Genomic DNA, 23,280 nt, shown 5'->3' on the forward strand with positions numbered 1-23,280 from the left:
GCCATCGGCTCAACTCTGTTCGAGGTGGCCATCCGATGACCGATACCCTCCACGCCCCAGTCGGGACCCTCGACCATCCCTTCGCGCCGCCGGTCATCACCGGCACCTCGTCGAAGGAGGCGCTCGACATCCTGTTCCACGCCCTGCTCGAAGTCGCCCGCCGGCACGAGCCGGAACTGGAGGCCGTGCTTCTGGGCCAAGCCAACATCTCGGAATTCTCGCCTGAGCTCCTCGCCCGCGCCCTCCAGGTGCAGGGCATCTGGTTCCAGTTGCTCTCCATCGCCGAGCAGAACGCCGCCATGCGCCGGCGCCGGCACCTGGAGCGCACGAAGGGACGGGCGGAGCTTGGCGGCAGCTTCAGCGCGGTCCTTGCTGAAGCGGTGAAGAACGGCATCAAGGCACCCGAGATCCACGCCCTGCTGAAGGATCTACGCATCCGCCCGACGATCACGGCGCACCCCACCGAGGGCAAGCGCGTGACGGTGCTGGAGAAGTTCCGCCGCATCTACCTCGTCCTGCGCGAGCTCGAATTGCCGCGCTGGACCGAGCGCGAGCGCAACGGCCTTATGAACGAGCTGCGCGACCAGATCGAGCTCGTCTGGATGACCGGCGAACTCCATCTGGAGAAGGCCACCGTGGAGCGAGAGGTCGCCTGGGGGCTGCACTTCTTCGACGAGACCCTGTTCGAGATGCTTCCCGAGGTACTCTACTCGCTCGAAGAATCGCTCGCCGAATACTACCCGGACGAGAAGTTCGAGGTGCCGGCCTTCTTCCAGTTCGGCTCGTGGATCGGAGGCGATCGCGACGGCAATCCTTACGTCACCTCGTCGGTGACCCGTGCCACGCTCCAACGCAATGCGCTGGCCTCCCTTAGGCGCTACCGCGACGGCGTGACGGCGCTCGGCCGAACCTTATCGCTCACCGAGCGCTCGTTGCCGGTTCCAGCGACGTTCAAGTCCGAACTCGCGCAGCTTCTCGCTGAGAGCGGCGACGGGCGCGCGATAGCGAACCGCAATCCGGGCGAGGCCTATCGGCAGTTCCTCACCTGCATCCTGCGCAAGCTCGAAGCTACCATCGCGCGCAACAAGGGGCAGCGCACGAGCGGCCCAGATTATCCGAGCGCCGACGGCCTCATCAACGACCTGCGCCACCTCGAAGCCGGACTCACCGACGCGAACTGCCCGTCGCTGGCCATCGACCTCGTCCGGCCCGTGCGTCGCATGGTCGAGATCTTCCGTTTCTCCACCGTGCGCCTCGACTTGCGCGAGAACACCACGCGCACCACGAAAACGCTCCACGCCCTGTGGCAGCAGAGCCACGGCCAGAACAAGACGCCGCCCGCCCTCGAATCTCCCGAGTGGAAGAACTGGCTGCTCTCCGAGTTGGCGAAGCCGATGCATGGCGAGCGTTCGTTCGAAAGCCTGCCCGACGATGCCCGCGAGACGCTCGAAACCTTCGCGCTCGTGGGCGAGATGCGCGAGCAGCTCGACCGCGAGGCCTTCGGCTCGTTCATTCTGTCGATGACCCGCTCGGTCCCCGACATCCTCGGCGCCTATCTCCTCGCCAAGGAAGCCGGCAACTTCCTCGATGCCACCGGCACCGAGATCTGCTGCCTGCCGATCGTGCCCCTGTTCGAGACCATCGACGACCTACGCGCTGCGCCCGCCATCATGAAGGAGCTGTTCTCCATTCCCGTCGTGCGTCGCTCCACCCGCTGGCAAGGCGGGATGCAGGAAGTGATGATCGGCTACTCGGATTCGAACAAGGATGGCGGCTTCGTCGCCTCGAATTGGGAGTTGTACAAGGCGCAGGACAAGCTGACCCAGCTCGGCAAGTCGTCGGGCGTGCCGATCGCCTTCTTCCACGGTCGTGGCGGCTCGGTGAGCCGTGGCGGGGCGCCCACCGCCCGGGCCATCGCCGCCCAGCCGCCGGGATCGATCAACGGCCGCTTCCGTACCACCGAACAGGGAGAGGTCGTCTCCTTCAAATACGCCAACCGCGGGACCGCCGCCTATCAGATGGAGCTACTGGCCTCATCGGTGTTCGACCACGCCCTGAAATCGGAGCGCGAAGCGGCCAACATCCCGCGCAACGAGTTCGACGACACGCTGGAGGCGCTGTCGGGCGCCTCGCGCGCGGCCTACGTCAACCTGATCCAGCACCCCGACCTTGTGACCTATTTCCAGGCCGCGAGCCCGCTCGACGAGATCGCGCTCCTCAACATCGGCTCGCGCCCGGCGCGGCGCTTCGGCGCGCGCTCCCTGGCGGACCTTCGCGCGATTCCCTGGGTCTTCGCCTGGTCGCAGAACCGCCACGTTATCACCGGCTGGTACGGCGTCGGCTCCGGCCTGAAGAGCTTCCTCGACGTGCGCGGGGCGCAGGGCGAAGCACAGCTGAAGCGGCTCTTTGCCGAATCGAAGCCGTTCCGCCTCATCCTCGACGAGGTCGAGAAGACGCTGCTGATGGTCGATCTCGCCATCGCGAAGGACTATGCCGGTCTCGTGCCCGACGGGGCCGCCCGCAACAGCATCTTCCCGCTGATCGAGGCCGAGTACGAGCTGACCCGTGAGATGGCCCTGCGCGTCAGCGGCGACCGCGAACTGGCCGAACGCTACCCGCAGTTCCGGGACCGCCTCAACGGCCGGCTGCCGACGATCAACCAGGTCAGCCGCGAACAGGTGGAGTTGCTCCGCCGCTTCCGGGGCGAGGAAGATGAGGACAAGCGCGAGGCGGTGAAATCCGCGTTGCTGTTGTCGATCAACTGCATCGCCGTCGGCTTTGGCGCGACGGGCTGAAGCCTTTGTCAGGATACCGAGGGTCGGACACGGCCCTGGGGCTGGCGCGCGAGCGCCTCACGACTGGTATGGTGAACTGCGTTTTGCGGCCTCACCACCCACAACGAAACCAACCAAGGAAGGAATTCCCGATGAGCTTTACCCTGATCCAGCAGGCAACCCCGCGCCTTCACCGCTCGGAACTCGCCGTTCCCGGTTCCAACCCGACCTTCATGGAAAAGTCCGCCTCCTCCAAGGCCGACGTGATCTTCCTCGATCTCGAGGACGCGGTGGCCCCCGACGATAAGGAGCAGGCCCGCAAGAACATCATCCAGGCGCTCAACGACTTGGATTGGGGCACCAAGACCATGATGATCCGCATCAACGGTCTCGACACCCACTACATGTACCGCGACGTGGTCGACATCGTCGAAGCCTGTCCGCGCCTCGACATGATCCTGATCCCTAAGGTCGGCGTGCCCGCCGACGTCTATGCCATCGACGTGCTGACGACCCAGATCGAGCAGGCCAAGAAGCGCGAGAAGAAGATTGGCTTCGAGGTTCTGATCGAGACCGCGCTGGGCATGGCCAATGTGGAGGCGATCGCCACGTCGTCGAAGCGCCTGGAGGCGATGTCCTTCGGCGTAGCCGATTACGCCGCCTCGACCCGCGCCCGTTCCACCGTCATCGGCGGCGTGAACAAGGACTTCTCCGTGCTCACCGACAAGGATGAAGCCGGCAACCGCGAGACCCATTGGCAGGACCCCTGGCTGTTCGCCCAGAACCGCATGCTGATCGCCTGCCGCGCTTACGGCCTGCGCCCGATCGACGGTCCCTTCGGCGACTTCTCCGATCCGGACGGCTACACCTCCGCCGCCCGCCGCTGCGCGGCCCTGGGCTTCGAAGGCAAGTGGGCGATCCACCCCTCGCAGATCGACCTCGCCAACGAGGTGTTCACCCCGTCGGAAGCTGAAGTCACCAAGGCCCGCCGTATCCTCGAGGCGATGGAAGAGGCCGCCAAGGCTGGCAAGGGTGCCGTCTCGCTGGACGGCCGCCTCATCGACATCGCCTCGATCCGCATGGCCGAGGCCCTGATCGAGAAGGCCAACGCGATGTCGGCGAGCTGATCTCGTCGGTTCGCTAACGTCGCTACGCAGGACGGCCGCTCCCGGAAGGAGCGGCCGTCCTCGCATTAGGCCTGAAATGTCCTATCGTTCACGGTGTGTCGCCGTGAGAACAGGCGCCGGGGTAACTGTCTTCCGCTACGCGAAGACGACAACACGGCTCCGATCTCGTCGACCGACAAGGGAGAAACCATCATGCACGTGACCATCGAAGACGCCCACAAGGCCATCGAGGCCGCCCGCGCCAAGGCGGTGGAGCTCGACACCCAGATGTGTATCGCCGTCGTCGATTCCGGCGGTAACCTCAAGGCGTTCTACCGCATGGACGGAGCCTGGGTCGGCTCTATCGACATCGCCCAGAAGAAGGCCAAAACCTCCGTATTTTTCGGCATGATGACGGGGCAGATCGGCCAGCTGTCGCAGCCAGGCGGCCCGCTCTTCGGCATCGAGCATTCCAACGACGGCTTGATCACCTTCCCCGGCGGCATCCCGATCGTCGACAAGGACGGCGAGATGTCCGGCGCCATCGGCGTCAGCGGCTCCAGCGTAGAGAACGATCACGCCGTGGCTCTCGCCGGTGCCAGCACAGTCGGCGCCACCGAACTCCCCGCCCACCCCTGGCGGACATGATACCGCATCACGGGCACGGTTCATCGGGTGCGTCGCACCCGATGAACACCGTCGGTTAAGCATGCGGGCCCTATCACGGTCCCACCACCCCGAGCCGTGACAGGAGCGCCGATGACCCGGGACCAACTCGCCGCCGAACTGAAGCGCATGGCCACAGCGCAGGTCGCCGACATCGAGCGCGCGGTCAAGGACGGCCACCGGACCATCGCCCTCAACGAACTGGCGGATTTGAACCGCCAACTGAAGGCGCTGGCCGCAGCCGTGAAAGCCCGGCCCGTCGTACGGGCCTGATACGTCCGCGCCCGACGCGACCGCCTCAGTAGCGCGGATTGTGTCCGCGACCCTCCAGCGGCGGCTCTTCGGACAGGCGCTCGTCGCCGGCGAGTTCCTCCGCCGGGCGCTCTTCTTGGGGATCGACTCCTCGCCCGGGACGCGTTTCATCCACGAAGGGAATGTCGCGGGGAGGCAGCGGGGGGCGCCGCAAGGGTCTCGCCTCGCCATATCCGCCATCCGGCTCCAGCTCTGTCCGGAAACGGTCCGACCGCTCCTCGCAGATCGTCACCCGCTTCACGATCTCTTCTCCATCGGGGGTAATCCGGCGTCGGACAACGACCCGGCACGGCGCGATGAGACGCGCCGCCCCGCGCTCCGGGCCTAACTCCTCGATCGAAGGCGGGGGGCGCCGCTCGACGGGGAAGTCGCGCGGCGGTCCATAGGGATCGGGGAAATCGGCGGCGAGAACGGGCACGCCACAGAGCGCGAACGCTACGAATCCCAGCAGGATCGGCGGCATACGGAGCTTGGCGAAGGACGAGAACGGGTTTTCGAGCACGGAACGCTCCGGAGAGAGGACCGCCCCCGCCATGGGGTCGCGGCACAGGATCATCCTGCCATCAAGCCGCTGAACCGGAGTGTCCGCGAGCGCTCGGGCAGTATTCATCTCGGTGCGCGCAGCCTCGCCGCCGGTGATCCCCGCAGCGATACGGTCATGCCTTGCCGTCGGCCGCCTTCAGTTGCGCCATGAGGGCGACGATCTCGACCCGGGCCCTGGCCACCGCAGCGACATCCTTGCCGCGCACCACGATCCGGTTGGCGAACCCCTGCTGCGTCATCGACGGATAGGAGCCGATGGAGACCCCTGGGTGAGCCTTTGCGATCTCGCCCAGGCCCGAGGCGTAATTGCCTTCAGGAAGGTTGCCGGCCTCGATCGTCTCCGACAAGACGCGCGAGCCCGTCGCGAGAGTAGGGCCGATCTCATCGAGCATGGCCTGCATGATCGCCGGCACCCCGGCCATGACGAAGACGTTGCCGATGCGAAAACCGGGGGCCTTGGAAATCGGGTTGGCGATGAGGTCGGCCCCTTGCGGAATACGCGCCATACGCAGCCGCGCCTCGTTGAGGTCTTCCGGCTTGTGCCGCTCGAGCAGCATGGCCCGGGCTCGCGGATCGACGTCGATGGTCACGCCGAAGGCGGCGGCCACGCAATCGGCAGTGATGTCGTCATGGGTCGGGCCGATCCCCCCTGTGGTGAAGAGGTAGGTGTAGCGGGTCCGCAATGCATTCACCGCCTCGACGATCTCCGAGGCCTCGTCGGGAACGATGCGGACCTGCCGCATGTCGATGCCGACGGCTGTGCAGTAATCGGCGATGGTGCCGATATTCTTGTCCTTGGTTCGCCCAGATAGGATCTCGTCGCCGATGACGAGGATCGCGGCGGTGATGGGGGAGGGAGCGGGGTCGGTCATCGGGATCCGTGGCGGGCGCAAGGTGATGGACCACGACGTAGCGCGACGTTGCCCACCTGACCATGGCCGCTCGCTGGTCCGACCTGCAGGCTGCTGATAGTGGCGGAGTACTCGCTCGGATGTGGAGTCTCCGCCGATGAAGTTCGCAGCGCCGCTGATCGAGGGCCGGCTTGTCCAGCGTTACAAGCGGTTCCTCGCCGATATTGAGCTTGCGGATGGCCGCCTCGTGACCGCGCATTGCGCCAATCCGGGCGCCATGCTCGGCCTCGCCGTGCCCGGATCACGCGTCCTGCTTTCGGCCTCGTCCAACCCCGCGCGCAAGCTCGGCTTCTCGTGGGAACTGGTGGAGGCGGACCTCCCCGGTGGTCTGCAATGGGTTGGCATCAACACCATGCGGCCCAACGCCCTCGTTGCCGAAGCCTTCGCCGAGAATCGTCTCGCGCCGCTGGCAGGATACGCTGCGCTGCGCCCGGAGGTGCGCTACGGCCGAGCCAGCCGTGTCGATTTCCTGGCCACGGGCGAGGGCGTGCCGCCCTGCCACGTGGAGGTGAAGAACTGCCACCTCCTGCGCCAGCCGGGCCTCGCCGAGTTTCCCGATTGTGTCGCCGCCCGCAGCGCGCGGCACATGGACGACCTGACGGAGGTCGTCGCCCAGGGCGGCCGAGCGATGCTGATCATCGTGGTGCAGATGCAGGCCCAGCGGTTCGACGTGGCGCGCGACCTGGATCCGGCCTTCGACCGGGCCTTTACCAGGGCAGCGGCGGGCGGGGTCGAGATCCATGCCCATCGCTGCCGCATCGATCCGACCGGGATCACCATCGCCGACGCGATCCCGGTTGTGCCGCGCAGTCGCACGGATACCTGAGGCACCATCGCCGACGTCGCGCGATTTCATGGCGCCTGCGGCCGAATCCGTGGCATGCTCTTGTCCCGACGATCCAAGGAGACGATCATGGCGAGTGAGAAACCACGCGGTGGCCGCGAAGCGAAGAAGCCGAAAAAGCCGGTCGTCAAGACGATCGCCGCAGCCCCTTCGACCAAGGGTACCGTAAGCATCGGCGCCAAGAAGTAGCGCCACGTCAGGCGGGCGGCACTGCCTCGACTGATGCTGGCGGTGGCACGCTTCCGAGTTCGAGAAGGACGATTTCCGGCGGCACCCCGATCCGGATCGGGACACGGCTGACGCCGAAGCCGCCGGAGACGATCATGTGCCGTCCGCCGAGGACGACATGCCCGTAGGTCAGATCCTTGCCGCGCGCGAACGGGCTCAGCGGCGACATGCCGAAGAGCCTGACCTGGCCGCCATGCGTATGCCCCGACAGGGTCAGCGCGACGCGCCCCGGCACGGCGGGAAAAATGTAGGGCTCGTGCGCCATGAGAAGGATCGGAGCCTCGTCGCTCACCTGCGCCAAGGTGCCAGACAAGTCATCGCGGCCTCGCCGATCGCCTCGCGGCAGGAACGGCTCCTGATCACCTAGTCCGGCGATCCAGAACGGGCGACCGTCCTTTACCAGCCGAAGCACCGTGTTTTCCATCACCGGAATGCCGCGCGCCTCCAGCACCCGCTGTGATTCGACCGGCCCGCGCCGCGACGCCTGCGCGACCTCGTCGTCCCACCAATCGTGGTTGCCGAGGACAGCATGGACACCGAGCGGGGCTCGCAGTCCCTCGATCACCCGGGCGAAATCGACGAGCGGTACCTTACGCGTCGTCACGCTTGGGCCGGACGGATAGTCTCCCAGAAGCAGGATGAGGTCCGGCCCGAGCCGGTTCGTCGCATCGACGATCTCGGCGATCCGGTCCAGCGGCATCGTCGGCTCGCCCACGTGGAAGTCGGCGAGGACGGCGACCCGTAGTTTCAGCCCCTTGGTCCAGCCGGGGAGAGAAGGAGCGTAGCGCGTCACCACGAGCCGATGGCGCGGTTCGATCACGAAGCCATAAGCGCCCGTGGCGGCCACGAGGGCCGTACTCGCACCGATTCCGGTGAAGAACTGCCGTCTCGTCGGCAGGATCAACACGTCATCGTCCTCGACCGCAGAGTCGATGCGCGTTCATCGATTTGCGGCCGTTGCGAACCCGGCGCAGCCGAACTCCAATGGTTGAGCGTCGGTGACCAAGCCCATGGAGGCTTGGTCGCAATGGTTGGCCAAAACGCATTCGTTCGGGGAAGGAAGGACCTCAGACGAGAGGCGCGTCCTCGTGCTGGAAGCGCGTGGCCTGCCGACGGGCGGCGATCTTCCGGGCCGCTTCCTTGGCCGCGGAGACCGAGACGTGGACCGCTGCGGCGAGGGCGGGCAGTGCCACGGGGCGGAAACCTTCGCGATCGGTTACCAGACCGGACGCACGATGCGTCGACGAAATGGCTGCGCGCTGGTTCAGTTCGGGGCGGGACATGGGAACGGGTCCTGTTTCACGGTGTCGGAACGCCACCAGATCCTCGTTTGTCTGGTTGGCGATCACGCCGGTCTCTCGGGCACCCTTGAGAGGTTCGACCCGGACCGACGTTGTGCGGCACAAGATCCATATGCGGCGAAGGATCATGAACGGGAGCTTAAGGATAGGCCAGAGATGATCAGGGTAGAGTTCCATCTGGCCGGGCTGCGTGTCTTGCGACACACGCAAGCAATATTGGAAAAATAAAAAATACAATCCCGCAGCGCAATCTGATCTTCATTGCGACGCGGAAGATCTAGACTTTTCTGAGGCAGCGCCGCCCTAAAGCGCTACCTTCAGGCCTTCGGACGCGATCCAGGCCTCTGTCCGGTCAAGCGCACGAGTGAGGCGGTCGAACAGCGTATCGATCTCGTCGTGGGAGATCACCAGGGGAGGACACACCGCAACCCGGTCGCCGGCAAGAAACCGGACGATCAAGCCCTCGGCCTGCGCGAAGGCGACACAGCGGGCGGAGACGCCGGCCTTCGGCTCGTACTGGCGCTTGGATCGCTTGTCGGCGACAATCTCCAGCCCACCGATGAGACCGATGCCGCGGGCCTCGCCGACGATGGGGTGATCGGCCAGGGCGGAGAGCCGGGCCTGGAAATGAGGGGCCTTCTCGGCGACGCCCTCGATGATGCGGTCGCGCTTGTAGATCTCGATGGACTTCAGCGCGACGGCGCAGGCGACGGGGTGACCGGAATAGGTGGTGCCGTGGCCGAAGGTCCCGAGCTTGGCGCTTTGCGTCACCAGCGCCTTGTAGAGCGGTTCGTCGATGCTGATGCCACCCAGGGGCATGTAGCCGGAGGTCACAGCCTTGGCGAAGGACAGGCTGTCGGGCCGCATTCCCAGGGCTTCGGAGCCGAACCAGGTACCGAGCCGGCCGAAGCCGCAGATCACCTCATCGGCGATGAAGCGTACATCGTAGCGGTCGAGCACGGCCTGGATCCTGGCGAAATAGCCGGCGGGCGGGGCGATGGCGCCGCCCGCTCCCATCACCGGCTCCGCCACGAAGGCGGCGACGGTATCGGGCCCCTCGCGCAGGATCAGCGCTTCGAGTTCGTCGGCGAGGCGCTGCGAAAACGCGTCCTCGGTCTCGCCGGCCTCGGCGAAGCGGTAATGATGCGGGCAGCCCACATGCAGGAAGCCCGGCAGCGGCAGGTCCCAATCGGCATGGTTGGCCGTGAGGCCGGTCATCGAGGCCGTGGCGACGGTGACGCCGTGGTAGCCCTTGATCCGCGAGATGATCTTCTTCTTGGCCGGACGGCCCAGCGCGTTGTTGAGATACCAGGTCAGCTTCACCTGGGTGTCATTGGCCTCCGAGCCCGACGAGGTGAAGAAGATCTTCGATGTCGGGATCGGCATCAGCTCCTTCAGCGTCTCGGCGAGCTCGATGGCCGGATCGTGGCTGCGGCCGGAGAACAGGTGAGTGAAGGGCAAGCGCGACATCTGCTCGCTCGCCGCCTCCACCAGTTCCTCGTTTGAGTAGCCGAGCGCCGTGCACCACAGGCCGGCCATGCCTTCGAGATAGGGCCGACCGTCGCTGTCATAGACCCAGACCCCGTGGCCGCGCTCCAGAACCAGGGGGCCGGTCTCGCGGAAGGTGGAAAGGTTGGTGTAGGGATGGATCAGCGTTTCGACGTCGCGGGTCGCGAGGTTCGAGAGCATGGGCCTGCCGTTACCTGTGGAAGCGGGCCGGTTCGGCCCCGTGTTCATGCGATGCCACACTAGCGACCCGGCGCGCCTTCATAAACCCATCCCGCCACCGCAGCGCCTCGCACGGAACGTCAGGACCATGCTCGACCCCGCAACCTTCGTGGCCCATCCGGCGCCCGGCCGCTCCTGCGGAACCTGCACCCTGTGCTGCAAGGTCTACGACGTCCCGGCGGTGGAGAGCGTCGCCGGCCAATGGTGCCTGCACACGAAGCAGGGGAGGGGCTGCGCCATCCATCCAACGCGGCCGGACCATTGCCGCGCCTTCCACTGCCTCTGGATGACGGAAGCCTGGCTCGGGGCCGAGTGGAAGCCTGAGCGGGCCAAGATGGTGCTCGCCCTCGATCCGGTGACGAAGAACATGAATGTCCAGGTCGATCCCGGCCAGCCGAACGCCTGGCGGCGGGAGCCGTATTACGCACAGCTGCGGCGCTGGGCCGCCGCATCGCTGGCGCAGGACCGCCTCGTCCTGGTTCATCTCAACACATCCACCACCGTCATCCTGCCGGACCGAGACGTCCCCCTTGGAGTGTTCGAGCCCGGCGACCGGATCGTGCGGCGAGATCGCGCCGGCGCCTTCGATGTCGAGAAGGTGAGGGCCGGCGCGTGAACCAGCCCCGCCCACGCCGTCTCGTCGGCATCCTGTTCGACAAGGATGGCACGCTCATCGATTTCGACCGGACCTGGGGGCCGGCAGCATATGCGGTCATGGATTGCCTGGCCGGCGGCGACCGGGGCCGCCTGGAAGACCTGATGCAGGTGAGCCACTACATCGAGGAGGAGCGGCGCTTCCTGCCGACGTCGCCTCTCATCGCCGGTTCCTCGGCCGCCTATGGCCCGCTGTGGGCGAAAATGCTCGACCGGCCCGCGGGGCCTGATCTCTACGGGGAGATGGACCGGCTGTTCCGGCGCGAGGGGCTGGCGCATCTGTGTCCCATCGGCGACCCGGCGGGAACCGCGCGGCGTCTCATCGATGCAGGTTACGCCCTCGGCATTGCCACCAACGACGCCGAAGCCTCGGCGCGCGCGCAGGCCGATGCTCTCGGACTGACACCGCATCTAACATACGTCGCGGGCTACGATTCCGGGCATGGAGCCAAGCCGGAGCCGGGCATGGTCGAAGCCTTCGCGATGCATCTCGGCGTCGCACCGGGGCGGATCGCGATGGTCGGCGATTCGCCCTACGACCTCGTGGCCGGCCGCTCCGCCGGGGCCGTCACCATCGCCGTCCTGAGCGGCCCCCTGGGGGAAGCCGCCCGCGAGGTCATGGCTCCGCTCGCCGACCATGTGATCGCCTCGATCGGTGATCTCGCCGCCGTGCTCGACCGAATCGACGATTAGCGGGCGCCATCGGCGGCCGTCCCAGGACGGATGTGAGGGGAATTTTTACCGGTACGCGACCATAGTCCGGACCGCCATCGAGAGGCCCTTGGTTGCGCCACGCGCCATCTCATACGGCCGCGCGACGACGATGGGGCGATGGCGCATCGCGGATGCCTCGCCGTTGCGCCCCCCGCCATGCTTTTCCGGTGAGGACCCGACGATGATCCGTAACGACCGCGCCGGATTCGATGGCAGCAGCCCTGTCGCTCCGACGAAACGCGACATTCTCCGTGGCGTCGCCGGCACGGCCTTCACGGCGGCACTGCCCTTCATCGCCTCGCCCGCCCTCGCTCAGACGGGCAAAGCCCCGAAACACGTGCTCGTTCTCGGTGCCGGCATGTCTGGGCTGACAGCGGCGCTGGCACTCCTGCGCCGTGGCCACCGCGTCACGGTGATCGAGTATCAGGACCGCATCGGCGGCAGGCTCCTCTCGCTCCCGCTGAAGAACGGACAGTTCACGGAGGCGGGCGGCGGGCATTTCCGGTCCAACATGCCCTATGTGCTGAGCTACATCCGGCGCTTCAACCTGCCGCTCCTGAGCCTCAACGACGGCCTTCCCCGCTACATGCTCGGCGGGCAGACCGGGACGGGCGCCGACCTCGCCGACTGGCCCTGGCCCGTCTCGCGAGAAGAGCGCAACGTCAGCGTCGCGACCAGCCTGAACCGCTATCTCTACCGGGCCGGGCTCGACACCGATTCGGTACTCGATTCCCGCTGGCCCGACCCGGACTCCCTGGCGCGCTACGACAACGTCACCGTGGGCGACCTCGTGAAGGGCGTCGGTGCATCGGATGCGTTCTGCCAGCTCCTCGACGCCCATGGCGGTACCTTCACCAGCCGGTCGCAGGCCCTGGGTGCCATTCCCGACCTCGCCTATCATTTCGGCGACCAGAACGTGTTCCGCATCGAAGGCGGCAACAACCGCCTGCCCATGGCGCTGGCGGGGGCGATCGGCCCGCCCAACATCGTCCTGAAGGCAGAGGTGGTCAGCATCGAGCAGACCACCGGCGGCGTCCGGGTGGGCACCCGCGACGGCCGCGACTTCTCCGGCGACGCAATCGTATCGACGATCCCCTTCAGCGTTCTTCCCGAGATCGATGTGAAACCCGCCTGGTCGGCGGGCAAGCGGCGCATGTTCGCCGAGATGGAATGGGACAAGACCGTGAAGGTCATCGTCCAGACCAGGACGCCGTCCTGGCTGTCAAAGAACGTCCATGGCTGGCCGATGGCCGGCGGCGACCGGCCCTGGGAGCGGGTCATCGACATCACCGGCAACGAGACCGGTTCGCATGGAAACGTCTTCTTCTACCTCAACGGCGCGAATGCCGAGGCGATCCTGGCCCGCCCCCGTGAGACGCGGGCTCAGGTGACGGTCGACCAGTTCCGGGCCGACATGCCCGACCTGTTCGACGAGGTGATCACGGTGAAGGACTTCGCCTGGACCGAGCAGCCCTGGATCAAGGGCTCGTTCGGCTCACCGCCCCTGGGGGGCGGCTGGATGATCCGCGAATGGACGACGCCCGAGGATCGCATCCATTTCGCCGGGGACTTCACCAGCCTGAAGACCGGCTGGGTCGAGGGCGCGATCGAGGCGGGCCTGCGGGCCGCCCGCCAGATCGACCCGCTGGTCGAGGCCGAGGGCCGACCGGTGATCCGTCAGTCACTCTGACCAACCGGAAGATCAATGGGTTCGGCGGGCGGCGGCGGCGCGGTTGCGCGGGCAGAGGACGATGAGGTCTCCGAATCGGCGCGGGCCACGTCGCGCCACTTCAGAACGAGCTGCTCGAAGGCCGCGATGTCGTCCGGTGCCAGGGTGCCGAGGGTACGGCCGACATAGGCCTTCTGCGCGCCGATGCCACGGGCCGCGATCTCGGTCCCGGCAGGCGTGAGGCGGAGGGCGTGCGAGCGCCGGTCTCCCGGGATGGCATGCCGCTCGACGAAACCGGCCTGCACGAGCCGGTCGATCAGTCCCGAGACGTTCCCCTTGGTGACGTAGAGACGCGCGGCGAGATCCTGCTGCGTCAGGCCCTCGCGTTCGGTGAGCGTCGAGAGCACGTCGAATTGCGGGATGGACAGCCCGAGGCTGCGCAACTCGGCCGCCATCGCGGCGGTCACCCTCCGGTTGAGGCGGATGAAACGGAACCAGACGCGCAGCGGGTCGTCCGATGGGGCATCGGTGACGGGATTTCCGGGCGCTGCGGTGAGTTTCATGGCGATGCTGCTATAGCAGAAGCGGGCGGCATCGAAAGCACGGCCATCTCGCGGGTGGCGTCGGAAAGCGAGGCCCGGTAAAGCTTTGGGCTCAGGCGCGCGGGCACTCCCTCCCGACGGCGCGGCGATCTCCCGGACAGCGATTTCACCCGTATCATGCGTCGTTCGCTTATCGAGGAGCCCATCACCCGCGCCGGTCCGCTCTCGCGCGGGACCGCGATCCTGTCGGTCCTCGTCACCCTATTCGCCCTCGTTCTGGTGCGCGACCCGAGGGCGGAGGAGGGGCCCGCCCTGGTGACGCTGGCATCCGGCCTCGTCCTGGCGGTGATCGCGATCGCCTTTGCCGTCTTCGCCTTCGTCCGGGTCTGGCGCGAGGGAGCACGGGGAGTGGGAAGCGCTCTCGCCGGCCTGTTCCTTGCCGCGATCACCCTCGGCTATCCGGTCTTCGTCGGGCTGCGCGGCCTGAGGCTCCCCGCCATCGCCGACGTGACCACCGATACCGACAACCCGCCTGCCTTCTCGCGCTCGCATGCCGCCTTCGCGGCCCGCGAAGGACATTATCCCCCCGATCCGGGGCCGGAGGCGCGAACCGCGCAGCGCGCCACCTATCTGCAGATCGCGCCGCTCACCCTCGACCTCGACGCCAATGCAGCGTTCGAACTCGCCCGCAAGGCTGCGGTGAACCGCAAATGGCAGATCGTGGAGGCGATCCGCCCCGGGGGCCGTGTCGGTAACGGTCGGATCGAGGCGGTGACGCGCGGGCTCATCCTGAACCTCGCCAGCGACATCACGGTCCGTGTGCGACCGAGGGCGGACGGAGCCCGGATCGACGTGCGCTCCGCCTCCCGCATCGGCGACCGCGATTTCGGCGCCAATGCCGACACCATCCGGGCCTATCTCGACGAGGTCGCCAACCTCGCCATCGCCGTCAAGTAAGGGGTCGGGCCGACTCTGTCGGTTCGGTTGCAGGGGAAACGCGGGCTCCCTTTATGGGAAGGGCTCCATATTCACGCATTCCGTAGAATGCGCGGCTCTCCTCCCCACAAGGGCTACGATATCCAGACATCTCGCAGGTAGCGCGGGTCCCCTCTCCTGGAAGGAGGGGGACAGGGTGAGGTGTGTGACCTCTCCGGAGATGGACCACACCTCACCCCAACCCTCTCCTTCCAGGAGAGGGAGCCGGTCGCGCCCTACGGCGAACCCTCTTGGATGAACGAACAGCCGTCGCGCGAATGCGTGAATCCAACGGCCCTTGTGAGGAGGAGGTGGGGTGGTTGGGCGACCCTCAGGCTGCGGAGGCTGGCGGAGCCCCCCCACTCCCACGCACGATGCCGGTTTCAGGCCGGCCTGTAGATGCCGTCGAGGCGCGGGGGGCCGTCGGTGACGACGATCCCGCGCTCCACCAGATCCTCGAGATGGGCGAAGACCGAGAGCGCCGCCGCACCCTGGAGAGGCGCGCTCAGGCCCTGATAGATCACGCCGACGATAGAGCGGATATCGCGCTCCCCGGCCTCGATCCGTGCACGGATCGCGCTCTCGCGCTGGCGCCGGTGGGCGGCGAGACCACGGACGAAGCGGCGCGGATCGCGCACCGGACCGCCATGGCCCGGCCAGTAGATCGTCTCGTCGCGCCCGCGCAGCGCTTCGAGCGACGCCATATAGGCGCGCATCGAACCGTCGGGGGGGGCCACGATGGTGGTGGACCACGCCATCACGTGGTCGCCCGAGAACAGGGCCGCTTCCTCCGGCAGAGCGAAGGCGAGGTGATTCATGGTGTGGCCTGGCGTTTCCACCGCTCGCAGGGTCCAGCCCGGCCCCTCCAGCGTGTCGCCCTCCGCCATCTGGCGGTCGGGCCGGTGGTCCCGGTCGGCGCTGGCGTCGAGATGCGGGAACTCGCCCTCCGCCAGGAGTCTGGCGGCGCGATGCGGGCCGCAGCCGACGATGGGCGCGCCCGTCTCCGCCTGCAGCAGGCGGGCGCCGGGCGAGTGGTCGCGATGGGTATGGGTGACGACGATGGCGGTGAGCCGCTCGCCGGTAATGGCGGCGATCAGCGCCGCCACGTGAGCGGCATCGGCCGGACCGGGATCGATGATCGCGACCTCGCCCTGGCCGACGATGTAGCTGCAGGTGCCGCTCGACGTGAACGGACTGGCGTTGGGACAGATCCGCCGGCGCACCAGCGGCGACAGGCTCACCGTCTCGCCGTTTGCCGGCGCCGCCCCGTCGAAGTTCGGATCGACCGCGGTGTCGCCGTCGTCGCTGGTCTTGGTCATGCGGTACCTGGAACGATCACACTCGCATCCGCCCGTAAGCCATCGCGGGACAAGCCACAACGGAAGCCTGAGCGGGTTCAGCAGAAGTGGTCACCGCTTTTGCGTCCTGAAACCTGAGACACTTCAAAGGGCTAAGCAGGTGACGTCGACAGGTGACGTCAGCGGATGAAGGGTGAGGACACCACGACTCGGACGACGGCAAAACCCACATCGACGTCCTGCCTGCGCTGGACGCTGCCAAAGCCTCCGGCCTCATCGCCGGCGCCCATCTGGGCGACACGAATCCGCGAAGCGCGGTCGATCGCTCGGCCGGACTGACGGACATCCTGCTCGGCGGCACGCGCGTCGGCCTCGCGCCGGACGACGTCGATCTTGTGGTCGATGCTGCGGCGCTCGCGCCGGGAGAGGATGCCGGCCTCGCGAAAATCCACCACCGTGTAACCGCCGGGCCGGGTGGAGACCACCACACGGGCGCTCGATGGGGTAGCGACCACGTCGCCCACCCGTGCGGTCGGGTCGCGCTCGATCGGCAGTGGTACCGCCGCCACGCCTTCGGGCTGACAGGAGCACTGCTCGACACGCTTGGTGCGGTACAGGTTGGCGACTTGAAGGGCCCGGTAGGGACGCCCGTCGAGACCGACGGCCCGGTCGAGATCGTTCTGCCGCGCACCCAGCGTGTAGAGGCTGGTGGCGGCATTTGGGCAAGCCGCGGCACAGGCCGCCTCGTGCAGGGGGATGTCGGAGCGGGACGCCAGGCGCCCGAGGGGGAACAGGTAGCCGTCACAGGCCCGGACGCAGACCGTGCGGGCTCCCAGCGCCGAGGCGGTCAGCGCGGCGGATGCGGCGCGGCTCGCATGGGCGGGGGAGGGGCGCACGAGACGAGCGAGGCGTGGCGTCTGGCGCGGCGCCTGGACCGCCGTGATGCGGCTCGTAGTCGGAAGGGAGGCGTAGCGGGGCCGGGCAGGGTGGGGCATAGAAACGGGTGCGGGCTGAGGTTGGACCCCCGGTCCGCGAAAGATCTGTTCGAAGAAGCTGAAGATACCTCCCTGTTCGGAGGCTTGAACCAGGCTGGATCCGGCAACGACCCCGCCGAGGCCGAGGATCAGTCCGGCCATGACCGGGGCGACGACGCGCGTCTGCGCCGCGAAACTCGTCAGTCCCCTGCAGGGGTTCGCCGACCGCATCGTTCTCTTAACCCTTCGGCAACCATCCGCTAGGACGCCCGTCCTGCCTAAGGCCGAGGCAAGCGCCTTCGCAACGGGGGTAGACCACCGAGTTTCGCGGATCGGCGAAGGGCCGACACCCCCCTGTGTCGGTCCGCGCTTCCCGCCTTCGGCCAGCCAGGGGGAGCGGGGGGCGGACTCGCCCCATACTCGGCTGCGGCCGTTTCATGCCCTCGACGCGGCTCCGCCACGACAGTGACGAGACCCGGCGCCGACCCGCAATCTTAGCCTTTGTTTTCCATTATAGCCGATGCTATATGCCGTTCCGGGTGCAGTGCGGTACCCGTGACTCAGCTCGGCGAAAGACGCGGCATGGACAGGCTCGACGAAGACCGGGGGTGGCGCTTCAGCCGCGAAACGAACGAACAGCCGAGCCTCGGGCGCATGAACGCCAGCATTCCCGTGCTGTCCCACGGAACTTGGCTGCGGCGGCTGCTGGCCTTCCTCGGGCCGGGCTACATGATCTCCGTCGGCTACATGGACCCGGGCAACTGGGCCACCGACATCGCGGGCGGCTCGCAATTCGGTTACACGCTTCTGGCCGTCATCCTGCTCTCGAACCTCATGGCGATCGTGCTGCAGGCCCTCTCGGCCAGGCTCGGCATCGCCACCGGCCGCGACCTCGCCCAAGCCTGCCGCGATCATTATCCCCGGCCCGTCAGCTTCGTCCTGTGGATCGCCTGCGAGGCGGCGATCATCGCCTGCGACCTCGCCGAGGTCATCGGCACCGCCATCGCCCTCAAGCTGCTCTTCGGCATCCCCCTCGTCATCGGGGCGATCATCACCGCCCTCGACGTGTTCCTGATCCTCCTGCTGATGCGGCGCGGCTTCCGGGCGCTCGAAGCCTTCGTCATCGCGCTGCTGCTGGTGATCTTCGTGTGCTTCGGCATCCAGATCGCGCTCGCCGCGCCTCCGATCCAGGCGGTGCTCGCGGGCTTCATCCCCTCGTCGCAGATCGTCACCAACCCGGCCGCCCTCTACATCGCCATCGGCATCATCGGCGCGACCGTCATGCCCCATAACCTCTACCTGCACTCCTCCATCGTGCAGACGCGGGCCTATCCCCGCACCGAGGAAGGACGTCGGGGCGCCCTGCGCTTCGCGGTGACGGATTCGACCATCGCCCTGATGCTGGCGCTGTTCGTCAATGCCGCGATCCTGATCATGGCCGCCTCGGTGTTCCATTCCACCGGGCGCACCGACGTGCAGGAGATCGAGCAGGCCTACGAGTTGCTGTCGCCGCTGCTCGGGGCCGGCATCGCTTCCACCCTGTTCGCCGTGGCGCTCCTCGCCTCGGGGCTCAACTCCACCGTCACCGCGACGCTGGCCGGCCAGATCATCATGGAAGGCTTCCTGCGCCTGCGCATTCCCGACTGGGCGCGGCGCCTGATCACGCGCGGCATCGCCATCGTGCCCGTCGTCATCGTGACGTGGCTCTACGGGGAGGATGGCACGGCGCGCCTTCTGGTGCTCAGCCAGGTCGTCCTGTCCATGCAATTGCCCTTCGCGGTGATCCCCCTCGTCCGCTTCGTGTCGGACAAGCAGAAGATGGGGGCGCTCGTCATTCCTGCCTGGCTGAAGGTCATCGCCTGGGTGATCGCCGCGATCATCGTCGTCCTCAACATCAAGCTCCTAGTGGACACCGTCACGGGTGCCTGACGCATAGGGTCCGACGCCCGCGCCCCTGACGGGCAGCGAGCGGACACCGCATAGACCAACCCCCACCGGGCCGCGTTGCGGCATCGGACGGTGAAGCTTTGCCCAGTTATATAGCATAGGCTATACTGTCGAGATGAGGCGTCGATGATCAGCATGAGGATGATCGCGCGGGGGCACGTCGCGCCGGCTCGCGGCGTCGCCGCCGTTCTCGCCCTCTTGGCGGTCCATCCCGCCTGCTCGGACCCGGTCGAAACGGGCGCCGTGGATGATCGTCCGGCGCAATCGGCTCCCCTGGAGCCCGATCGTCCCCCCTCTATCCAGACGTCGCTCGGTGCATTTGGGGATCCGGGCGGCTTCCGCAGCCTGCTGGCGGCGCGGGGCATCGGCTACAACCTGCTCTATACGAACGAAGTGCTCGGCAACGTGGCCGGCGGGGTGAGGCGAGGCGCGATCTATGCCGGCAAGTTCGAGACCGCCGTCACGGTCGATTTCGACCGTCTCGCCGGCTGGACCGGCTGGAGCGGATTTGCCAACGTCTTCCAGATTCACGATACCGGCGGCTTGCGCGACCGGAGCTTCCAGCGGCTCGTCACAGTCAGCAACATCGAAGCCTATCCCTCGACGCGCCTCTCGGAATTCTGGTTGGAGCGGGCCTCCGACGACCGGCACCTGAGCTTGCGCCTCGGGCAACTCGTAGCAGACGGCGAGTTCTTCTCGTCGGAGACCGGCAAGATCTTCCTGAGCAACGACTGGCCGACCATCACCGGGGCGAACCTTCCGAGCGGCGGCCCCGCCTACCCGATCTCGACCCCCGGCATGAGGCTGCGCTGGACGCCCGATGCCTCGGTGAGCGGGCTATTGGCGATCTTCAACGGGGATCCCGGCGATCAGGCAAGTGTCAATCGGACCGGTTTGAATTTCCGACTGAACGATGCGCCGCTGCTGATGGGAGAGATTCAGTTTCGCGCAGCGCCCGGTCCCGACGGGTTGGGCCGAAGTCTGAAGCTCGGCGGGTACCGGCATTTCGGGCGCTTCGACGATTACCGCTACGACTGGGCGGGGCTTCCCCTGGCAAACCCCCGCAGCAGCGGAGCGGCTCACCGCCACGCGGGCACGAGCGGGGCGTATGCGGTGATCGATGCACATCTGTATCGGCCTCCAGGCGGCGAGGAGGCCGACGGGATCTCCGCCTACGCCCGCCTCTCCACGAGCCCGTCCGACCGCAACCTCATCGATCTCTGGGCGGATGGGGGCATCGTTGTCTCGGGCATGGTGCCAGGCCGACCGAAAGACGCATTCGGCCTGAGCTTCATCTACGCACGGATCGGCGAGAACGCCCGGCGCCACGACATCGACCGGATCTCATTCGGCCCGAATTTCCACGTTCCGCGCAGCTACGAGGCGACGATCGAGGCAACCTACCTTTTTGCGGTAGCGCCAGGCTGGACGATCCAGCCGGACATCCAATACGTCTTCAACCCCGGCGGCGGGACCAGCGATCCACTTCGCGCAGGCCACCGCATCAAGGGCGGCGCCGTGTTCGGCCTCCGCTCGACGCTGACCTACTGACGCCGCGCAATCAGCGCCGGCGCTCACTGCGGACGCGAACCGGCACTGGCTGGGGAGAGGGCGAAGCGCCCTCGACAGCCTGTACGAACCCGCGAGCGGCAGCGGCGACCGCATCGAGGAAACGTCGTGCGAGGGATGCGGCCAGCGACTCTCTCATCAGATTGTATCCGTGCTCGGGAACAGGTGACGAACGCCACATGGGACACCGGGTTCCACACCAAGGTCAACCGCTATGTGGGGCTTACCTCCAAGCACCGGCAAGAGACCCGTCGATATGACGCATGTCTTCGATGCGCGCCGTGCCACGGACCCTCTCACTCATACGCCTGGGCAGGCGAACGGCGGGAGACAGCGTCATTGGAAAAAGGAGCGTCCCGATGGACGCGGTCCCGGCGGGTCGGCGCCGAACATCAATCGTGACCGCTTTGTGTCAAAGTCAGGAACCGGCCGGACAACTTGGCGTTATTGGTGTCATGAGGTCGCGGCACAGGTCGCGCCAGCTTCAAAAGGATCCGGACCATGCTTGGTTGGGCTGTAACATTCCTCGTCGTCGCCCTCGTCGCTGCTCTGCTTGGCTTTGGTGGTATTGCCGGTACGGCGATGGAAGCCGCAAAGCTCGTCTTCTTCGTGGCGATCGTCCTGTTCGCCATCTCAGCCGTGATCGGCCTGATGCGCGGCCGTTCGCCGACGCTCTGATTAATCGATCGGCCGGCGTAGTCAGACGGCTGTAGACGGATACGCAGAAAGCCGCCGGGTCATCCGGCGGCTTTTCTTCGATAGAGAGCGATCCACGACACTGACTTGGATGCCCTCGATCGTGCCGATACACACGCCCGGAGCCGTGCCCGTGGTGTAGCTTCAAGCTTCGTCGAGGGTTTGAACGGAGGAATCGTCCATTCGGGCGATCAGATCGCGAAAACGATCCGGAACCGGTTGCTGAACGATGGTGTCGTACATGGCTCGCAGGTGCAGGCCGATTCGCTTCTGAGTGAGATCACTCAGGCGGTGGGGTTCTGGACCTTCTGGCTTCGGCTCACGTTCCTGCTCCGATCGCGTCTCCGTTGCGGAGATGCGGCCCGTCTCGTCTTCGTCCATTCGGTTATCCCCTTGATGCCACGTGGTGGCATCGCCGCGATTGTTTTGCGGCTTGACATAAGTCATGGCTGCACCTGCAACGCAGCGCCATACAATCGGTTCCGGGCTTAGCGGAACACAGCCCATCGATCCGCGTTGTGGCGGTGGCGACCATAAAGAACGGCAGAGCCAAGGGGATCTAATGTCGACAGCTCAACTCGTCGTGCAACATCTGCCGTACCTGCGCCGCTACGCGCGGGCGCTGACCGGCAGCCAGGTCGCCGGCGATGCCTACGTGGCCGCCACCCTGGAAACGCTCGTGAACGAGCCTGACACGTTGGGGCGCAGCACCAATGTCAAGGCCGACCTGTTCCGTGTCTATACGCGCATCTGGAACTCTCTCTCGGTGAACGGCCAGAGCGATCATGTCCAGCATGACCTGCCCGCCGAAGTGCGCCTCGGCCAGATCACGCCGCTGCCGCGCCAAGCCTTCCTCTTGTCGTGCCTCGAGGGCTTCTCCGAGGAGGACGCCGCCGTGATCCTCGAGGTAGACGTCAGCCAAGTCCGCGACCTCGTCGACGAAGCAGGTCGGGAACTGGCGGCCGACATGGCGACGGAGATCCTCATCATTGAGGACGAGCCTCTGATCGCCATGGATCTCGAAGCCCTCGTGGAAGGCCTTGGCCACAATGTGATCGGCGTGGCACGCACGCGCACCGAGGCGATCAAGATCGCGTCTGAGGGTTCGCGCCCGGGCCTGATCCTGGCGGACATCCAGCTCGCCGACGGCTCGTCGGGTCTCGATGCCGTCAACGACCTCCTGAAGACCTTCGAGGTTCCGGTGATCTTCATCACCGCCTATCCCGAGCGGTTCCTCACCGGAGAACGTCCGGAGCCGGCCTTCCTGATCGCCAAGCCGTTCCAGCCGGCCAACGTGTCGGCCGTGATCAGCCAGGCGCTGTTCTTTCAGCAGAGCGCTCGCCGGCGCGATAAGTCGGCCTGACCCACGGAAGCCGCACTTCGCAGCAGGTTGAGCGACGCAAGAAGCCCCGGTCTCGGACCGGGGCTTTTCTTATGGCGATTGACACCGTCCAAGCATGAAAAAACGGGCCGGACAGGGTCCGGCCCGTAAAAAGTTTCCGGCCAATGCACAAGGGGAATGCGGGGGAGGACCAGGCGGCCGGGTGACCTGACAACGAGCCTGACGCAACACGGTTCCAAAAAATGCGCTGCCTGCCATTTCTTGGATTGACGTGCTTTTTATGCAACGAACGTCGGCTGGCGACTCGCTACAAACTGAAAACTTTTCGCAACAAACAGAGTCTTATTTACTAGCCGTAAAGTTTTTAGACCAGTCAAGGAACCCGTGACCAGCTCGTTTCGTTGTCCGGCATCCTGTCAAGCTCCGTTTGGAGATTACGACAATGCTTCGGTCGGGTTTGATCCTGAGTGTCGGTGGACCTGCTGCC

At 66.4% G+C, this 23,280-nt stretch carries 22 protein-coding genes; 13 read left to right on the forward strand and 9 right to left on the reverse strand.

Annotated elements, in window-relative coordinates; all coding sequences use genetic code 11:
* Positions 1 to 35 precede the first annotated feature (35 nt).
* The 4 genes from K368_RS0112005 to K368_RS0112020 all read left to right on the forward strand — a co-directional run bounded on the left by K368_RS0112005 (position 36) and on the right by K368_RS0112020 (position 4,819).
* Positions 36 to 2,795 (forward strand): phosphoenolpyruvate carboxylase, encoded by a 2,760-nt coding sequence (locus K368_RS0112005; RefSeq protein WP_027172634.1) that lies wholly within the window; start codon positions 36 to 38, stop codon positions 2,793 to 2,795.
* A gap of 131 nt (positions 2,796 to 2,926) precedes the next feature.
* Complete coding sequence (locus K368_RS0112010; protein ID WP_018042403.1) at positions 2,927 to 3,901, forward strand: CoA ester lyase; 975 nt, start codon at positions 2,927 to 2,929, stop codon at positions 3,899 to 3,901.
* A 192-nt stretch (positions 3,902 to 4,093) separates the two neighbouring features.
* Positions 4,094 to 4,528 (forward strand): heme-binding protein, encoded by a 435-nt coding sequence (locus K368_RS0112015; RefSeq protein ID WP_027172635.1) that lies wholly within the window; start codon positions 4,094 to 4,096, stop codon positions 4,526 to 4,528.
* Between the two features lie 111 nt (positions 4,529 to 4,639).
* Positions 4,640 to 4,819, forward strand: a complete 180-nt coding sequence (locus K368_RS0112020) for a hypothetical protein (protein ID WP_018042405.1) — start codon at positions 4,640 to 4,642, stop codon at positions 4,817 to 4,819.
* Between the two features lie 25 nt (positions 4,820 to 4,844).
* On the opposite strand, the gene K368_RS24490 is transcribed toward K368_RS0112020, so the two are convergent.
* Both K368_RS24490 and K368_RS0112030 read right to left on the reverse strand, forming a co-directional pair.
* Complete coding sequence (locus tag K368_RS24490; protein WP_155935095.1) at positions 4,845 to 5,468, reverse strand: hypothetical protein; 624 nt, start codon at positions 5,466 to 5,468, stop codon at positions 4,845 to 4,847.
* Between the two features lie 46 nt (positions 5,469 to 5,514).
* On the reverse strand, positions 5,515 to 6,273 hold the full coding sequence (locus K368_RS0112030) for a molybdopterin-binding protein (RefSeq protein ID WP_027172636.1): 759 nt from the start codon (positions 6,271 to 6,273) through the stop codon (positions 5,515 to 5,517).
* Positions 6,274 to 6,409: 136 nt separating this feature from the next.
* Between K368_RS0112030 and sfsA the strand changes: the two genes are divergently transcribed.
* Positions 6,410 to 7,138, forward strand: coding sequence for a DNA/RNA nuclease SfsA (gene sfsA / locus K368_RS0112035; RefSeq protein ID WP_027172637.1), 729 nt, complete (start codon positions 6,410 to 6,412; stop codon positions 7,136 to 7,138).
* Positions 7,139 to 7,352: 214 nt separating this feature from the next.
* On the opposite strand, the gene K368_RS0112045 is transcribed toward sfsA, so the two are convergent.
* The 3 genes from K368_RS0112045 to K368_RS0112055 form a co-directional block, all read right to left on the reverse strand.
* The gene (locus K368_RS0112045) at positions 7,353 to 8,291 is read right to left on the reverse strand and encodes a metallophosphoesterase (RefSeq protein ID WP_027172638.1); all 939 of its coding nucleotides are present in this window, start codon (positions 8,289 to 8,291) and stop codon (positions 7,353 to 7,355) included.
* Between the two features lie 160 nt (positions 8,292 to 8,451).
* Positions 8,452 to 8,667: a hypothetical protein gene (locus tag K368_RS25570; RefSeq protein WP_155935097.1), complete on the reverse strand. Its 216-nt coding sequence runs from the start codon at positions 8,665 to 8,667 to the stop codon at positions 8,452 to 8,454.
* Positions 8,668 to 8,988: 321 nt separating this feature from the next.
* Positions 8,989 to 10,374 carry an aminotransferase gene (locus K368_RS0112055; RefSeq protein ID WP_027172639.1) on the reverse strand — a complete coding sequence of 462 codons (1,386 nt, stop codon included), beginning with the start codon at positions 10,372 to 10,374 and terminating at the stop codon, positions 8,989 to 8,991.
* Positions 10,375 to 10,501: 127 nt separating this feature from the next.
* Here K368_RS0112055 and K368_RS0112060 point away from each other — a divergent pair, with 127 nt between their 5' ends.
* From K368_RS0112060 to K368_RS0112070, 3 genes are all read left to right on the forward strand, one after another.
* Entirely contained in the window at positions 10,502 to 11,029 is a 528-nt protein-coding gene (locus tag K368_RS0112060; protein ID WP_027172640.1) for a hypothetical protein, read from the forward strand.
* The gene (locus K368_RS0112065; RefSeq protein ID WP_027172641.1) at positions 11,026 to 11,760 is read left to right on the forward strand and encodes an HAD family hydrolase; all 735 of its coding nucleotides are present in this window, start codon (positions 11,026 to 11,028) and stop codon (positions 11,758 to 11,760) included. The genes K368_RS0112060 and K368_RS0112065 overlap by 4 nt, the downstream gene beginning before the upstream one ends.
* Positions 11,761 to 11,962: 202 nt before the next feature.
* Entirely contained in the window at positions 11,963 to 13,471 is a 1,509-nt protein-coding gene (locus tag K368_RS0112070; RefSeq protein ID WP_051439852.1) for an NAD(P)/FAD-dependent oxidoreductase, read from the forward strand.
* Here the strand turns inward: K368_RS0112070 and K368_RS24500 are convergent.
* On the reverse strand, positions 13,459 to 14,013 hold the full coding sequence (locus K368_RS24500) for a MarR family transcriptional regulator (protein WP_245259568.1): 555 nt from the start codon (positions 14,011 to 14,013) through the stop codon (positions 13,459 to 13,461). The genes K368_RS0112070 and K368_RS24500 overlap by 13 nt on opposite strands.
* A 156-nt stretch (positions 14,014 to 14,169) precedes the next feature.
* On the opposite strand from K368_RS24500, the gene K368_RS0112080 reads away from it, so the two are divergent.
* Complete coding sequence (locus tag K368_RS0112080; RefSeq protein ID WP_027172643.1) at positions 14,170 to 14,949, forward strand: DUF1499 domain-containing protein; 780 nt, start codon at positions 14,170 to 14,172, stop codon at positions 14,947 to 14,949.
* 401 nt (positions 14,950 to 15,350) lie between these two features.
* Here K368_RS0112080 and K368_RS0112085 read toward each other — a convergent pair whose 3' ends face one another.
* Positions 15,351 to 16,286 carry an MBL fold metallo-hydrolase gene (locus K368_RS0112085; RefSeq protein ID WP_027172644.1) on the reverse strand — a complete coding sequence of 312 codons (936 nt, stop codon included), beginning with the start codon at positions 16,284 to 16,286 and terminating at the stop codon, positions 15,351 to 15,353.
* 158 nt (positions 16,287 to 16,444) lie between these two features.
* Positions 16,445 to 17,470, reverse strand: a complete 1,026-nt coding sequence (locus tag K368_RS0112090) for a DUF2865 domain-containing protein (RefSeq protein ID WP_036266237.1) — start codon at positions 17,468 to 17,470, stop codon at positions 16,445 to 16,447.
* A 351-nt stretch (positions 17,471 to 17,821) separates the two neighbouring features.
* Between K368_RS0112090 and K368_RS0112095 the strand changes: the two genes are divergently transcribed.
* The 3 genes from K368_RS0112095 to K368_RS25970 all read left to right on the forward strand — a co-directional run bounded on the left by K368_RS0112095 (position 17,822) and on the right by K368_RS25970 (position 21,433).
* Positions 17,822 to 19,168 carry an Nramp family divalent metal transporter gene (locus K368_RS0112095; protein WP_027172646.1) on the forward strand — a complete coding sequence of 449 codons (1,347 nt, stop codon included), beginning with the start codon at positions 17,822 to 17,824 and terminating at the stop codon, positions 19,166 to 19,168.
* A gap of 144 nt (positions 19,169 to 19,312) precedes the next feature.
* The gene (locus K368_RS0112100; RefSeq protein WP_245259569.1) at positions 19,313 to 20,737 is read left to right on the forward strand and encodes a carbohydrate porin; all 1,425 of its coding nucleotides are present in this window, start codon (positions 19,313 to 19,315) and stop codon (positions 20,735 to 20,737) included.
* Between the two features lie 519 nt (positions 20,738 to 21,256).
* Complete coding sequence (locus K368_RS25970) at positions 21,257 to 21,433, forward strand: DUF1328 domain-containing protein (protein WP_003599466.1); 177 nt, start codon at positions 21,257 to 21,259, stop codon at positions 21,431 to 21,433.
* Between the two features lie 162 nt (positions 21,434 to 21,595).
* Here the strand turns inward: K368_RS25970 and K368_RS24505 are convergent, their stop codons facing one another.
* Positions 21,596 to 21,898: a NepR family anti-sigma factor gene (locus tag K368_RS24505; protein WP_155935099.1), complete on the reverse strand. Its 303-nt coding sequence runs from the start codon at positions 21,896 to 21,898 to the stop codon at positions 21,596 to 21,598.
* Between the two features lie 115 nt (positions 21,899 to 22,013).
* Between K368_RS24505 and K368_RS0112115 the strand changes: the two genes are divergently transcribed.
* Positions 22,014 to 22,814 (forward strand): response regulator, encoded by an 801-nt coding sequence (locus tag K368_RS0112115; protein ID WP_027172648.1) that lies wholly within the window; start codon positions 22,014 to 22,016, stop codon positions 22,812 to 22,814.
* The last annotated feature ends 466 nt before the right edge of the window (positions 22,815 to 23,280 follow it).

Origin of the sequence: Methylobacterium sp. 10, from assembly GCF_000519085.1 — a bacterium.
Taxonomy (GTDB): Bacteria; Pseudomonadota; Alphaproteobacteria; order Rhizobiales; family Beijerinckiaceae; genus Methylobacterium.